Raw genomic sequence first — 14,217 nt, 5'->3', positions numbered from 1 at the left:
TATTTGGGCAAGAAAGAAGCCCTGCATCCCTCGCGGCTTTCTCTGTTTTCCCAATACCCTGGGGGAGCGCGGAACGCGCGGGGGCAAAGCCCCCTCTTATCAATGTTGCCGCCGCACCCGCCGGCGCTTCTGCGCGCGCTTGATCTCGGCCAGCCGCGCCTGGGTGGCGCGCTTGCGCATCGGTCCCTTGCCGCGCCCGCCGCCTGACCCTTGCGGCAGCGGCCGGCCCTCGACTTCCAGCAGTTCCAGCATCAGCCCGCCGGTCAGCGGCACCGCCTCGGTCAGCCGCACGGTCACGCGCTGGCCGATGCCGACTTCCAGGCCGGTCTCGGAGCCCATCAGCACCTGCGCATCCGGGTCGTAATGGAAATATTCCCGGCCGATCTCTCGGATCGGCAAGAGCCCGTCCGCCCCGGTCTCGTCCAGCCGCACGAAGGCGCCGAATTTCTGCACGCCGCTGATGCGGCCGGTGAACTCGGCCCCCACCCGGTCGGCCAGATAGGCGGCGAGATAGCGGTCGGTGGTGTCGCGTTCCGCCGCCATCGAGCGCCGCTCGGTCTCGGATATATGCTGCGCGGTATCCGAGAGCATCTCGATATCCTGCGCCGACAGCCCGTCATCGCCCCATTTATGGCCCATGATCAGCGCACGATGCACGATCAGGTCGGAATAGCGCCGGATCGGCGAGGTGAAATGCGCATAGGAGCGCAGGGCCAGCCCGAAATGGCCGAAATTCTCGGGGTTGTAATAGGCCTGCTGCATCGAGCGCAGCGCCGTCATGTTGATCAGCTCATCGAATTCCGAACCCTCGGCCTGTTCCAGCAGCCGGTTCAGGTGGCGCGTCTGCAAGACCTGGCCCTTGGCGAGCGTGAATCCCGAAGCCTCGGCCACTTCGCGCAGCGCGTCGAGCTTTTCCACCGTCGGCTCCTCGTGTACGCGATAGAGCAGCGGCCGGCGCAGCCGTTCCAGTTCCTCGGCGGCGGCGACATTGGCCAGCACCATGAATTCCTCGATCAGCCGGTGCGCATCGTAGCGTTCGCGGAAGTTGACCGATTTCACCCTTCCGTCGGCGGTCAGTACGATCCTGCGCTCGGGCAGGTCCAGCTCTAGCGGCTGGCGGCGCGCTCGCGCGGCCCTCAGCAGCCCGTAGGCATGCCAGAGCGGCCGGATCGCCGGCTCGACCAGCGGCGCGGTCTGCTCGTCGGGATTGCCGTCCGCCGCCGCCTGCGCCTGTTCATAGGCCAGGCTCGCGGCCGAGCGGATCATGCCGCGATGGAAGCTGTGGCCGGTCTTGTTGCCCTGCGCGTCCAGCCGCATCCTGACCGCGATCACCGGCCGGTCCACGCCCTGATGCAGCGAGCACAGGTCGCTCGACAGGATGTCGGGCAGCATCGGCACCACCCGGTCGGGGAAATAGGTGGAATTGCCGCGATTGCGCGCCTCGCGGTCCAGGGCCGAGCCGGGGCGGACGTAATGCGCCACATCGGCGATGGCGACCCAGACCGTGGCGCCGCCATCCTCATGCGTCTCGGCGGCGACGGCATCGTCGCGGTCGCGGGCATCCGAGGGGTCGATGGTGATGAAGGGCAGGTGGCGCAGGTCCTCGCGGTTCTTCATCGTCGCGGGACGGGCGGCATCGGCCTCGGCGATCGCCTCATCGGGGAAATCGTCGGGAATGCCGTGCTGGTGGATGGCGATCAGGCTGACGGCCCTGGGCGCCGAGGGGTCGCCCAGCCGCTCGACGATCCGCGCCAGCGGCAGGCCCAGGCGGCCGCGCGGGCCGACCTGCTCGGCCTCGACCAGCTCGCCGCTTTTCGCGCCATGGGCATCGCCGGGGCGCACCTGCCATTCCTTGTCCTGGCCCTTGTCGATGGGCAGGATGCGGCCGCCCGCCTCGGGCCCGCCGGTGGCCGCGCGGAAGATGCCGACGATGCGGTGCTGCACCGTGCCGATGCGGCGGATCAGCCTGGCCTGATAGTCGTGATCCTCGCCCCGGGTCTCGATCAGCCGGGCCAGGATGCGCTCGCCCGGCGCCACGGCGGGATCGGATTTCAGCGCCGCGTAAAGGATGCGCGGCATCGGCCCCTCGCCCTGCCATTCCAAGGGCCTGGCGAAGATGTCGCCGTCGCGGTCGGGCGGCAGCAATTGCAGCACCGTCACCGGCGGCAGCCGCTCGGCATCGTGGTAATGGCGGCGGCGGCGTTCCAGCAGGCCCTCGGCCTCCAGCTCTTTCAGAAGCCGCTTCAGCTCGATGCGCTCGGCGCCCTTGATGCCGAAGGCTTTCGCGATGTCGCGCTTGGCGGTGGCGTCCGGATGGGCGGACACCCAGTCGAGAATCTCTTGACGGGAAGGTAGCTGTGCCATGCCGTCACGCTAGCATGCTGCCGGACGGGGCGGCAGGGGCAAAATCAGGCGGCGGGCAGGCGGACGAAGGCCGCGGCCTCGCGCACCACCGGGTCGGCCTCGGCCCCGGCGCGGATCTGGTCCACGAAATCCTGCCGCATCCGCGGCGACCAGGAATCGTTGATATGCGCGGCCACCGCCTCGGGCGCCGGCCGGTCGGGCTGGCTGGTGAAGAACTGCGCCATCTGCGTGGCCATGCGGATCAGCTTGGAATGGTCGTGGGACATGTCGCCTCAGCTTCCGGCAATGCGCCGGGGGTGGGTGTAAAGATCGAAGCTCGCCTGCCGGGCGCGGGCGATCAGGGTGATGCCGGCGCGCTCGGCCCAGCCGAGCGCCAGCGCCGTCGGCGCGCTGGCACCGATCAGGATCGGGGCGCCGATGCGGGCGGCCTTCTGCACCAGATCGACCGACAGGCGCGAGGACATGACCACGGCGCCCTGCCCCGCCGCCAGCCCGGCCTGGGCCAAAGCCCCGGCCAGCTTGTCCAGCGCATTGTGGCGGCCGACATCCTCGCGCGTCACGGCGCGGGCGCCGTCCCAGAAGGCGGCGCCGTGGATGGCCGGGGTCCGGCGGCGCAGGACCTGGCCCTCGGACAGCGCGGCCATGGCGCGGGCCACGTCCTCGGGCGGCATCGACCAGTCCGAGGCGACCGGCACGATCCGGGGCAGCGCCGCCTCGATGCTGTCCACGCCGCAAAGCCCGCAGCCCACCGGGCCGACCATGCTGCGCCGCCGTTCGGCCAGCCGGGCGGCAAGGCCGGGGCGCAGCCACAGCCGCGCCTCGCGCGCCGGGAAGCCGCCGGCCTCGACCTCGGCCTCCTCGAAGCCCTCGACATCGCCGGGCGCGGCGATCAGCCCCTCGGTCAGGGCGAATCCCAGCGCGAAGTCGCGCAGGTCATGCGGCGTCGCCATCAGCACCGCCTGGCTCATGCCGTCGATGACGATGGCCACGGGGCATTCCTGCGGCGCCGGGGGCGGCTCGATGGGCCGCCAGCCGCCGCCCCGGCCTTCGCCGTCCCAGCGCAGCACGCCGGCCGTCACGTCCCGCATGCCGTCACTCGGCAGCGGTGGGCAGGATGCGGCGGGCGAGGTCGGAATGATGGCGATACTCCTCTTGCCATTCCGAGGGGCCGTTCGAGGGGCTGACCTGCACGGCCGTCACCTTGAACTCGGGGCAGTTGGTGGCCCAGTCGGAATTGTCCGTGGTCACCACATTGGCCTGAGTCGTCGGGTGATGGAAGGTCGTATAGACCACCCCCGGCGCCACCCGCTCGGTGATATGCGCCCGAAGCGAGGTGTCGCCCGAACGCGAGGCCACGCGCACCCAGTCGCCCTCGCGGATGCCGCGGTTCTCGGCGTCCGAGGGATGGATCTCCAGGATGTCCTCGGGGTGCCAGACGCTGTTGTCGGTCCGCCGGGTCTGCGCGCCGACATTGTATTGCGACAGGATCCGCCCCGTGGTCAGCAAGAGCGGGAAGCGCGCCCCGGTGCGTTCCTCGGTCGCGACATATTCGGTATGGACGAACTTGCCCTTGCCGCGCACGAAGCCGTCGATATGCATGACCGGCGTGCCCAGCGGCGCCTTGTCGTTGCAGGGCCATTGCACCGAACCCTCGCGGTCCAGCAGGTCGTAGCTGACCCCGGCGAAACTCGGCGTGGTCAGCGCGATCTCGGCCATGATCTCGCGCGGGTGGGTATAGGACCAGGCCGCGCCCATGCGGTTGGCCAGCAGCTGCGTGACCTCCCAGTCCTCGTAGCCGTTCTTCGGCGTCATGGCGCGGCGGACCATGTTGATGCGCCGCTCGGCATTGGTGAAGGTGCCGTTCTTTTCCAGGAAGCTGGAACCGGGCAGGAAGACATGCGCATAGTTCGCGGTCTCGTTCAGGAACAGGTCCTGCACGATGACGATGTCCATCGCCGACAGCGCCGAGGTGACGTGCCGGGTGTCGGGGTCGGATTGCACGATGTCCTCGCCCTGGCAGTAAAGCCCCTTGAAGCGGCCGGCCAGCGCCTCGTCGAACATGTTGGGGATGCGCAGGCCCGGCTCGGGCGACAGTTCGACGCCCCAGGCGCGTTCGTAGATCGCCCGCGCCTCGGGGTCCGAGACATGGCGATAGCCCGGATATTCATGCGGGAAGCTGCCCATGTCGCAGGAGCCCTGCACGTTGTTCTGGCCGCGCAGCGGGTTCACGCCGGTGCCGGTCCGGCCGATATTGCCGGTCATCATCGCCAGGTTGGCGATGGCCATCACCGTGGTCGAGCCCTGCGAATGCTCGGTCACGCCCAAGCCGTAATAGATGCTGGCGCGCGGCGCGGCCGCATAGGCACGGGCGGCCTTGCGGATCAGCTCGGCCGGGACCTTGGACAGTTTCTCGACCTCTTCCGGCGCATGGCGCGGGTCCATCAGGAACTCGGCATAGGCCAGGAACTCGTCCCAGTCGCAGCGTTCGCGAATGAAGGCCTCGTCATAGAGCTTCTCGGCCACGATCACCTGCGCCATGGCGGTCAGCACGGCGACATTGGTGCCGGGCCGCAGGGGCAGGTGCAGCCCCTCGCCCATATGCGGGGTCTTGAGCAGGTCGATCTGGCGCGGATCGAGAACGATCAGCCCGGCCCCCTCGCGCAGCCGCTTGCGCAGCCGGCTGGCAAAGACCGGATGGCCGTCGGTCGGGTTGGCGCCGATGATCAGCGCCAGATCGGTATCGTCGACCGAATCGAAGTCATGCGTGCCCGCCGAGGTGCCGAAGGTGGTCTTCAGCCCGTAGCCGGTCGGCGAATGGCAGACCCGGGCGCAGGTGTCGGTGTTGTTGTTGTGGAAGACGGCGCGCGCCAGCTTCTGCACCAGATAGGTTTCCTCGTTGGTGCAGCGCGACGAGGTGATGACGCCGATGGCATCGCGTCCGAAATCGTCCTGCGCCTGACGCAGCCGGGTGGCGGCGAAGTCCAGCGCCTCGTCCCAGCTGACCACGCGCCAGGGATCGGTGATCCGCTCGCGCAGCATGGGCTGGGTCTGGCGTTCGCGATGCGTGGCATAGCCCCAGGCGAAGCGGCCCTTGACGCAGCTGTGGCCGTGGTTCGCCTTGCCGTCCTTGCTGGGCACCATGCGCACCACCTCCTCGCCGCGCATATGCGCGTCGAAGGAACAGCCGACGCCGCAATAGGCGCAGGTCGTCTTGACGATATGCTCGGGCGTGCCGATCTCGATCACCTTGTTCTCGATCAGCGTCGCGGTCGGGCAGACCTGCACGCAGGCGCCGCAGCTGACGCAATCCGAGCTGAGGAAGCTGTCCGATTCCATCCCGGCCGAGACGCGGCTGTCGAAGCCCCGCCCCTCGATGGTCAGCGCGAAGGTGCCCTGCACCTCCTCGCAGGCCCTGACGCAGCGCGAGCAGACGATGCATTTCGCCGGGTCGAAGGTGAAATAGGGGTTCGACTGGTCCTTGGGCCGGTATTCCGGATTCGGCCCCTCGGCGTCGCGGCGGGCGAAATGGTTCGCGCCCGGCTCATAGCGCACCTCGCGCAGGCCCACGGCGCCGGCCATGTCCTGAAGCTCGCAATCGCCGTTGGCGGCGCAGGTCAGGCAGTCCAGCGGGTGGTCGCTGATGTAAAGCTCCATTACCCCCTTGCGGATCTGCGCGACCTCGTCGGTCTGGGTATGGACCACCATGCCCTCGGCCACCGGGGTCGTGCAGGATGCCGGCAGGCCGCGCATGCCCTCGATCTGCACCACGCAAAGCCGGCAGGAGCCGAAGGCTTCCAGATGATCGGTAGCGCAGAGCTTGGGCACCGAGATCCCGGCCACGGCAGCGGCGCGCATCACCGATGTCCCGGCGGGGACCGAAACCGGTATCCCGTCCACCAGCAGGTTCACGGTGACGTCGGACTTGACCGCCGGGGTGCCCATGTCGCGGTCGGGAATGATGAAATCTTTCATTCTGCGGCCTCCTTGCGCGGCTCTCGCCGCCCGCTGAAATCTTCGGGGAAATGGGTCAGCGCCGACATGACCGGGAAGGGCGCAAAGCCCCCCAGCGCGCAAAGCGAGCCCCATTTCATCGTGTTGCACAGATCCGTCAGGATCGGGATCCCCGTCTCGTCGCCCTGGGCGATGCGGTCGATGGTCTCGACGCCCCGGACCGAGCCGATGCGGCAGGGCGTGCATTTGCCGCAGCTTTCCACGGCGCAGAACTCCATGGCGAAGCGCGCCAGCTTCAGCATGTCGGCCGTGTCGTCGAAGACGGTGATGCCGGCATGGCCCAAGAGGCCCTCTTTCGTCGCCAGTTCCTCGTAGCCGAAGGGCACGTCGAAATTCCAATGCGGGATGTAGGAACCAAGCGGCCCGCCCACCTGCGCCGCCTTGACCGGCCGGCCCGAGGCGGTGCCGCCGCCGATCTCCTCGATGATCTGGCGCAGGCTCATGCCGAAGGCGGCCTCGAACAACCCGCCATATTTCACGTTGCCGGCGATCTGGATCGGGATCGTGCCCTTGGACCGCCCGATGCCCAGCTTGGCGTATTCCGCCCCGCCATGGGTCAGGATCCAGGGCACCGAGGCCAGCGAGATCACGTTGTTCACCACTGTCGGCCGGCCCAGGAAGCCCTCCAGCGCCGGGATCGGCGGCTTGGCGCGGACCACGCCGCGCTTGCCCTCCAGGCTGTTGAGCAGGCTGGTCTCCTCGCCGCAGACATAGGCGCCGGCGCCGACCCGCACCTCCATGTCATAGGCATGGTCTGATCCCAGCACCGACTGGCCCAGGATGCCGGCCTGCCGCGCCTTGCCGATGGCGGCCTCCATCAGCCGGATCGCGTCGGGATATTCGCTGCGGATATAGACATAGCCCTGCACCGCGCCCACGGCGATGCCGGCGATCGCCATGCCCTCGATCAGGACCAGCGGATCGCCTTCCATCAGCATGCGGTCGGCAAAGCTGCCCGAATCGCCCTCGTCGGCATTGCAGACGATGTATTTCCGCGGGGCCTTGGCGCCGGCCACGGTCTTCCACTTGATCCCGGTCGGGAACCCGGCGCCGCCCCGGCCGCGCAGCCCGGATTCGGTGACCTCCTCGACGATCTTCTCCGGCCCGATGCCGAGGGCGCGGCGCAGCCCGGCCAGCCCGCCATGCGCCTCGTATTCCTCGACCGACAGCGGGTCGATCACGCCGACGCGGGCGAAGGTCAGCCGGCTCTGCGCCTTCATCCAGGGCAATTCCTCGACCGGCCCCAGCGCCAGAGGATGCTCGCCGCCCGTGCGGATCGCCTCGGCGACCGAGGCCGCATCCTCGGGCCCGACCGGCCCGTAGCCGTGGCGCACGCCGTCGCGCTCGACCTCGACCAGCGGCTCAAGCCAGATCATGCCGCGGGTGCCGTTGCGGGTGACGGCGAATTCGCGCCCCAGCGTCTCGGCCACCGCGTCGGCACCCAGCGCCCTTGCGGCGGCATCCAGGGGAACCCAGACCCTCATGCGCCCGCCTCCGCCACCAGTTGCCGCACCTTGGCCAGATTCGCCCGGCCCAGCAGCCTGTCGCCGACCTGCGCCGAGGGCGCGCAGGCGCAAAGCCCCAGGCAGAACACCGGCTCCAGCGTCAGCCGCCCGTCCGGCGTGGTCTCGTGCCAGTCGATCCCCAGCGCGGCGCGCACCTCCTCGGCCAGCGCATCGGCGCCCATCGACTGGCAGGCCTCGGCCCGGCACAGCCGCAGCACATGCCGGCCCTGCGGATGGTCGCGGAAATCGTGATAGAAGCTGACGACGCCATGCACCTCGGCGCGGGTCATGCCCAGGGCGGCCGCCAGCACCGGCTGCGCCTCCTCGGGAACATGGCCCCATTCCGCCTGGATGTCGTGCAGGATGGGCAGAAGCGGCCCTTCGCGACCCTTGTGGGCGGCGATGATTTCGTCGAGACGCAGAAGGAAATCAGCGTCGGTCGCTGGTGAGGTCATGGCTAGGTGGTCCGGGCTCTGCTGTTTTGTCCAGACTAGAGACCGATGATAGACGAAACAATCGTGATATATCGTTTATCGATTGAAACTATCAATCGATGAGACGATGCGGATCAGCGCCTCGACCAGGGGCGGATGCGGTTCGCGCCGGGCGACGACCAGCCCCACCATATGCCCCTCGCCGGTCAGGTCGCGCGCGCGAACCCCTTCGGGCAGCGGCAGGCCGCGCGCCAGCGCCCGCGGCAGGATCGCCGCCCAGTCGCCGGTCGCCACATGCGACAGGATCGCCAGCATCGAGGTCGACTCGACCCGCGGCAGCGCATCCGCCCCGGCCTCGACCAGGTGGCGGGTGACGATGCGGCGGTTCTGCATGTCCGGGGTCAGCAGGCAGAGCGGCCGGGTGGCGGTCTCGGCCCAGTCCACCGGATCGCCCAGCTCGCTGCGGTCGATCAGGCAATAGGTCTCGCGATACAGCGGCAGGCTCTGCACCCGGCCCAGGGGCTCGCTGTCCAGATAGGTCACGCCGGCATCCAGCTCCAGCGCCTCGATCTGGTCGCGGATCTCGTCCGAGCTGCGCGACAGGATCGAGACCCCGGCATTGGGATGGCGGCTCAGGAAGGGCCCGGTCAACTCGGCGATGCGCGGCATGGCGGTGGGGATCACGCCGATGCGCAGCCGCCCCGACACGCCCTTGCGGCTGGCCTGCATCTCGGCCTGCATGGCGCGGGCATCGGCGACGATGCGCCGCGCCCAGCCCAGCACGCGCTCACCCTCGGGCGTCAGCCCCTGGAAACGCGAGCCGCGCCGCACCAGCTGCACGCCCAGCTGCTCCTCCAGCGCCCGGATGGCGGATGACAGCGTCGGCTGGGTGATACCCAGCGATTCGGCGGCGCGGCCGAAATGCTTCTCGCGCGCCAGGGCCATGAACATGGAAAGCTTGTCGATCACGGACCCGCCCTCCCCGCCCGGCCGGCCTTCTCCGTTTTCCAAATACCCCGCGGGGGTCCGGGGGCGCGAAGCCCCCGGCCCGGCGGATCATCCGGCGGATCAGACGATCTCGACCGCGTATTTCTCGATCACGGTATTGGCCAGCAGGCCCTCGCACATGCGCGCCACCTCGGCCTTGGCCGCCTCGGCATCCGATGCCGCCAGGTCCAGCTCGATCACCTTGCCCTGGCGCACGCCCGAGACCCCGGCAAAGCCCAGCCCGCCAAGCGCGTGCCGGATCGCCTCGCCCTGGGGGTCCAGAACGCCATCCTTCAGCATGATGGTGACACGGGCTTTCATCTGCGGGCCTCTCAGTTGATCAGGGTGGGTTTGGTCAGCGAGGTGGTGTTGGCGGGCATCAGGCCCAGCCGGCGCGCCACCTCGGTATAGGCATCGGTCAGGCTGCCCAGGTCGCGGCGGAACACGTCCTTGTCCAGCTTCTGCCCGGTCTTGACGTCCCAGAGCCGGCAGCTGTCGGGGCTGATCTCGTCGGCGACCACCAGCCGCATGAAATCGCCGTCCCAGATGCGGCCGACCTCGATCTTGAAGTCGATCAGCTTGATGCCGACGCCGAAGAACACGCCCGACAGGAAGTCGTTCACCCGCAGCGCCAGGCTGACGATGTCGTCCAGGTCCTGCTGGCTGGCCCAGCCGAAGGCGATGATGTATTCCTCGGACACGAAGGGATCGCCCAGCTCGTCGTTCTTGAAGCTGTATTCGACGATGGGGCGGGGCAGCGGCGTGCCCTCCTCCATGCCCAGCCGCTTGGCGATGGAACCGGCGGCGAAATTGCGCACGATCACTTCCAGCGGGATGATCTCGACCTGGCGCACCAGCTGCTCGCGCATGTTGATGCGGCGGATGAAGTGGTTCGGCACGCCGATATTGGTCAGCCCGGTCATGAAGAACTCGGACAGGCGGTTGTTCAGCACGCCCTTGCCCTCGATGGTGGCCTTCTTCTGGGCGTTGAAGGCGGTGGCGTCATCCTTGAAATACTGGATGAGCGTGCCGGGCTCGGTGCCTTCGTAAAGGATCTTGGCCTTGCCTTCGTAGATTTTCTTGCGCCTTGGTGCCATGCTGCGCGTCTCCCGTCCGCAAGGTGACAATCTTTATGCGGCTATAGGCCAGAAACGGGGTCAGGGGCAATACGGGCTTGCGATGGGGCGCGCGCAGGGGCATATCCTGCGCAATATCCACGGGATAATCCCAAGCCGGAGGCCGCCATGACCACATTTGACGACCGCGAGCGCGCGCATGAGGCGAAATTCGCCCATGATGCGGAACTGAACTTCAAGGCCGAGGCGCGCCGCAATCGGCTGCTGGGCGAATGGGCCGCCGGCCTGCTGGGCAAGACGGGCGACGAGGCCCGCGCCTATGCGCTGACCGTGGTCACCTCGGATTTCACCGAACCCGGCGACGAGGACGTGTTCCGCAAGCTGGCGGCCGACCTGGAAGGCAAGGCCGACGAGGAAGCCATCCGCGCCAAGATGGTCGAGCTGCGCGCCACCGCCCGCCAGCAGATCGTCGACGAGCTTTAAGCCCGGGACCGGCGCGCCGCCCCCGAGGGCGGCGCCCTTTCAGGCCGCGGCCGCCTCGACCCGGGGATAGAGCCGCCACATGGTCAGGCCGCGCAGCGCGTTGAGCGCCATCAGCGCCGCCCAGAGCCCGTGATTGCCGAAGGCCGGCGGCAGCAGCAGCACCAGAACGGCATAGATCCCGACCGAGACCAGCATGGCATTGCGCATCTCGCGCGTGCGGGTGGCGCCGATGAAGATGCCGTCCAGCATCCACGAGGCGATGCCGATCAGCGGCGCCGCGACCAGCCAGGACAGGAAGCGCCGCGCCTCGGCCCGCACCTCGGCCGAGGTGGTCAGCAGGTCGATGATCGCCGGCCCGCCCAGCAGGAACGCGGCCGAAAGCAGCCCCGCCCCCGCCACGCCCCAGGCCGAGGCCAGCCGTGCCGCCCGGCGCAGGCGGTCGCGCCGCCGCGCCCCCACCGCCTGACCGACCAGCGATTCGGCGGCAAAGGCGAAACCGTCCAGCCCGTAGGCGACGATCTCCAGGAATTGCAGCAGCACCTGGTTCGCGGCCAGGGTCACGTCGCCCTGCCCCGCGGCCAGGAACATGAAGGTGGTGAACGAGCCCTGCAGCAGGATCGAGCGGATCATGATGTCGCCATTGACCCGCGCCAGCTCCTCGATCCGGTTGCGGGCCAGCAGCCCGGCACGCTGCACGGCGGCGCGCAGGGCATGGCGGGCGAACCACAGCCCCAGCGCCAGCCCGGTCCACTCCGCGATCAGCGTCGCCACGGCGACGCCGGGCACCCCCCAGCCCAGCCCCAGCACGAACCACAGGTCCAGAAGGATGTTCAGCCCGTTCATCACCAGCTGCAGCACCAGCACCGCGCGGGTGCGCTCGATGGCGATCAGCCAGCCGGTCACGGCGTAAAGCGAGATGGCGGCGGGCGCCCCCCAGATGCGCAGCCCCAGATATTGGCGGGCCAGCGCCTCGACCTCGGCCGAGGCCGGGGCCAGCCGGAAGGCCCCCGCGAAAAGCAGCCCCTGCAGCAGGATGAAGACCAGCCCGGCCGCAAGCCCGATGGCCAGCGCCCGCAGCAGATGCGCACCGGCTTCGCCATCGTCCCCGGCGCCATGCGCCTGCGCCACCAGCCCCGAAGTGCCCATGCGCAGGAAGCCGAAGATCCAGTAGAGCGAGGCCAGGACCACCGCGCCAAGGCCGACCGCGCCGATGGGCGCCGCCTCGCCCAGCTGGCCGATGACGCCGGTATCCACCGCGCCCAGGATCGGGATCGTCGCGTTCGACAGCACCACCGGCAGGGCGATGGCCAGCACGCGGCGGTTCGAGATCTCGGCGGCCGCGCGCGCCCCGGGCTGGCCGGGCAGCGCCTCAACCATCCTGCGGCATCAGGAAATGCCCGGTCGCCTGCGCGAAAAGCTTCTGGCGCTGGTCCTGCCAGGCCTCGACATGCACGCTGGCATAGCGCCGGCCGGACCGCACCACCCGCGCCCGCGCATAGGCGTCGCGCGGCAGGCCGGACCGCAGATAGTCCACGGTGAAATCGATGGTCTTGGGCAGGCGCGGCAGGCTTTCGGGCACCGCGGCGTCGGGGGCGATGCGGCCCTGCTCCATGTCCTCCCAGATCGCGGTCCAGGTCAGCTCGACGATGGCGGTGACCTCCAGGAAGGCCGCGGTCACGCCGCCATGGATCGCGGGCAGCATCGGATTGCCGATCAGCTTCTGGTCGAAGGGCAGCACCGCGGTCAGCTCGTCGCCGCGCCGGTCGAAGGTGATGCCCAGCCAGCGGATATAGGGCACGCTGGTCACCAGCGCGTTCAGCGTGTTGTTGCGCCGCGTCTTGATGGCGTCGAGGGGTTCGTTGCGTCCGGCCATGTCAACGCTCGATGGTGAAGGCCCCGGTGGCCGAGGCCACGGGACGGGATTCGTCGTCATCCATCGCCCAGGCGCGCACGAAGGCGACCGAGCGGGTGATGTGATAGCAGCTCGCCTTGGCGCGGATGGTCTGGCCGGGCGTGGCGGCGCGCATGTAGTCGATGCGCAGGTCGATGGTCGCGGTCGAGCGCGCCCCGGTCGGATGCGCCATCACCGCCGCGCCGCTGCAGGTGTCCATCAACGCCGAGATCACCCCGCCATGGATCACCCCGTTGCGCGGATCGCCGACCAGGTCCTCGCGCCAGGGCAGCGATATTTCGGCCCCTTCGCCCGTCAGCTGGTCGAGATGCATGCCAAGCGCCCGGGCATGCGGGATCACCTCGATGAACTGGCGGGCGATCCGCCGGCGCTGCTCCTGCTCGTCCTCGTCCGATGCTCTGCTCATGGCGCGGGCTCCCTCGTTGGCTTGCTGCGGGATGGTAGCAGCCCGCGGCACGCAGGCAAGCCGCCGATGGTTGAGTTTGGACCGGCGCCGGGTTAGGCTGCAGCGCGTCCGAGGATAGAGTTCATCCGATGTCCGATAACGAATACATTGGCTTCAAGGAAATGTGCGCACGTTTCGACGTGACGCCGCGGACCCTGCGCTATTACGAATATATCGAGCTGCTCAGCCCCCGCAAGGAAGGCCGCTCGCGCTTCTACGGCCCGCGCGAGATCGCCCGGATGAAGCTGATCCTGCGCGGCCGCCGCTTCGGCTTCTCGCTCGAGGACATCCGGCAATGGCTGCTGATCTATGGCGAGAAGGGCACGCGCGAACAATACCGGGTCTGGATCGAACTGGCCGACCGCCAGCTCCAGGTGCTGCGCCAGCAGCGCGACGAGCTCGAAGCCTCGATGTCCGAGCTGCTGACGCTGCGCAACGAAACGGTCTCTCTTCTCGACGGCATGGGACCCGGCGAAAACGCCGCGGCGGCGAAAGGCGACCGAGCCGCGGACTGACGCCACGTCGCCCCTTACGCGAACGTCAACCTGTCCTATATTCCCCGTCACGCGACGGTGTCGAACAGGAGGGATTGGCCATGAGCGACGCGTTGATGACCATTCGCCAGATGTGCGACGCCTTCGACGTCACGCCGCGCACGCTGCGCTTTTACGAGTCCCGCGAATTGCTGTTTCCGCAGCGGCGCGGCCAGCACCGGCTTTACGGCCGCTCGGACCGCGCCCGCCTGACGCTGATCCTGCGCGGCAAGCGCTTCGGCTTCTCGCTCGAACAGATCCGCCAGCTGCTGGAGCTTTACGATCCGGCCGAACGCAACATCACCCAGACCGAGGCCGTCCTGGCCACCGCCCGCGAGCGGCTTGCCGACATGGAGCGGCAGCATCTCGAACTGGGCGAGGCCATCGCCGAACTGCGCGAGCAGATCGCCGAGGGCGAAGTCTCGCTGCAGAAACTGAAATCCGATGCCTGACGGCATATCCCCTGG

The 14,217-nt window shown here is 68.7% G+C and carries 15 protein-coding genes; 3 read left to right on the top strand and 12 right to left on the bottom strand.

Annotated features, from left to right (window positions below):
• Positions 1-99 precede the first annotated feature (99 nt).
• The 9 genes from rnr to purC all read right to left on the bottom strand — a co-directional run bounded on the left by rnr (position 100) and on the right by purC (position 10,398).
• Positions 100-2,364: a ribonuclease R gene (gene rnr, locus LOS78_RS12370; protein ID WP_230378415.1), complete on the bottom strand. Its 2,265-nt coding sequence runs from the start codon at positions 2,362-2,364 to the stop codon at positions 100-102.
• Positions 2,365-2,408: 44 nt separating this feature from the next.
• The gene (locus LOS78_RS12365) at positions 2,409-2,630 is read right to left on the bottom strand and encodes a formate dehydrogenase subunit delta (protein WP_036697700.1); all 222 of its coding nucleotides are present in this window, start codon (positions 2,628-2,630) and stop codon (positions 2,409-2,411) included.
• A gap of 6 nt (positions 2,631-2,636) precedes the next feature.
• Positions 2,637-3,452, bottom strand: coding sequence for a formate dehydrogenase accessory sulfurtransferase FdhD (fdhD, locus tag LOS78_RS12360; protein ID WP_028712198.1), 816 nt, complete (start codon positions 3,450-3,452; stop codon positions 2,637-2,639).
• A 4-nt stretch (positions 3,453-3,456) separates the two neighbouring features.
• Entirely contained in the window at positions 3,457-6,336 is a 2,880-nt protein-coding gene (gene fdhF / locus LOS78_RS12355) for a formate dehydrogenase subunit alpha (protein WP_230378414.1), read from the bottom strand.
• Entirely contained in the window at positions 6,333-7,859 is a 1,527-nt protein-coding gene (locus tag LOS78_RS12350; protein WP_230378413.1) for an NADH-ubiquinone oxidoreductase-F iron-sulfur binding region domain-containing protein, read from the bottom strand. Before LOS78_RS12350 ends, fdhF begins: the two co-directional genes overlap by 4 nt.
• Positions 7,856-8,335: a formate dehydrogenase subunit gamma gene (locus LOS78_RS12345; protein ID WP_028716634.1), complete on the bottom strand. Its 480-nt coding sequence runs from the start codon at positions 8,333-8,335 to the stop codon at positions 7,856-7,858. The genes LOS78_RS12350 and LOS78_RS12345 overlap by 4 nt, the downstream gene beginning before the upstream one ends.
• Before the next feature lie 75 nt (positions 8,336-8,410).
• A complete protein-coding gene (locus tag LOS78_RS12340) occupies positions 8,411-9,283 on the bottom strand; it encodes a LysR family transcriptional regulator (protein ID WP_230378412.1) in 873 nt (290 codons plus the stop codon).
• 99 nt (positions 9,284-9,382) lie between these two features.
• Positions 9,383-9,622, bottom strand: coding sequence for a phosphoribosylformylglycinamidine synthase subunit PurS (purS, locus tag LOS78_RS12335; protein WP_024843653.1), 240 nt, complete (start codon positions 9,620-9,622; stop codon positions 9,383-9,385).
• An 11-nt stretch (positions 9,623-9,633) separates the two neighbouring features.
• Positions 9,634-10,398 carry a phosphoribosylaminoimidazolesuccinocarboxamide synthase gene (purC, locus tag LOS78_RS12330; protein WP_028716635.1) on the bottom strand — a complete coding sequence of 255 codons (765 nt, stop codon included), beginning with the start codon at positions 10,396-10,398 and terminating at the stop codon, positions 9,634-9,636.
• A 147-nt stretch (positions 10,399-10,545) separates the two neighbouring features.
• Here purC and LOS78_RS12325 point away from each other — a divergent pair, with 147 nt between their 5' ends.
• On the top strand, positions 10,546-10,860 hold the full coding sequence (locus LOS78_RS12325) for a DUF1476 domain-containing protein (RefSeq protein WP_028712203.1): 315 nt from the start codon (positions 10,546-10,548) through the stop codon (positions 10,858-10,860).
• A 39-nt stretch (positions 10,861-10,899) separates the two neighbouring features.
• On the opposite strand, the gene LOS78_RS12320 is transcribed toward LOS78_RS12325, so the two are convergent.
• Genes LOS78_RS12320 through LOS78_RS12310 form a run of 3 tightly spaced genes read right to left on the bottom strand, consistent with a single transcriptional unit; the run spans position 10,900 to position 13,178 of the window.
• On the bottom strand, positions 10,900-12,237 hold the full coding sequence (locus LOS78_RS12320; protein WP_230378411.1) for an MATE family efflux transporter: 1,338 nt from the start codon (positions 12,235-12,237) through the stop codon (positions 10,900-10,902).
• Positions 12,230-12,733: a PaaI family thioesterase gene (locus tag LOS78_RS12315; RefSeq protein ID WP_028712205.1), complete on the bottom strand. Its 504-nt coding sequence runs from the start codon at positions 12,731-12,733 to the stop codon at positions 12,230-12,232. Before LOS78_RS12315 ends, LOS78_RS12320 begins: the two co-directional genes overlap by 8 nt.
• A 1-nt stretch (position 12,734) precedes the next feature.
• Positions 12,735-13,178 carry a PaaI family thioesterase gene (locus LOS78_RS12310; protein WP_028712206.1) on the bottom strand — a complete coding sequence of 148 codons (444 nt, stop codon included), beginning with the start codon at positions 13,176-13,178 and terminating at the stop codon, positions 12,735-12,737.
• A 128-nt stretch (positions 13,179-13,306) separates the two neighbouring features.
• Between LOS78_RS12310 and LOS78_RS12305 the strand changes: the two genes are divergently transcribed.
• Both LOS78_RS12305 and LOS78_RS12300 read left to right on the top strand, forming a co-directional pair.
• Complete coding sequence (locus LOS78_RS12305) at positions 13,307-13,732, top strand: MerR family DNA-binding transcriptional regulator (protein ID WP_036697707.1); 426 nt, start codon at positions 13,307-13,309, stop codon at positions 13,730-13,732.
• Positions 13,733-13,812: 80 nt separating this feature from the next.
• On the top strand, positions 13,813-14,202 hold the full coding sequence (locus tag LOS78_RS12300; protein ID WP_230378410.1) for a MerR family DNA-binding transcriptional regulator: 390 nt from the start codon (positions 13,813-13,815) through the stop codon (positions 14,200-14,202).
• Positions 14,203-14,217: the final 15 nt, after the last annotated feature.

Origin of the sequence: Paracoccus sp. MA (genome assembly GCF_020990385.1) — a bacterium.
Lineage (GTDB): Bacteria > Pseudomonadota > Alphaproteobacteria > Rhodobacterales > Rhodobacteraceae > Paracoccus.
This window is presented reverse-complemented; position numbering and strand designations above follow the sequence as displayed.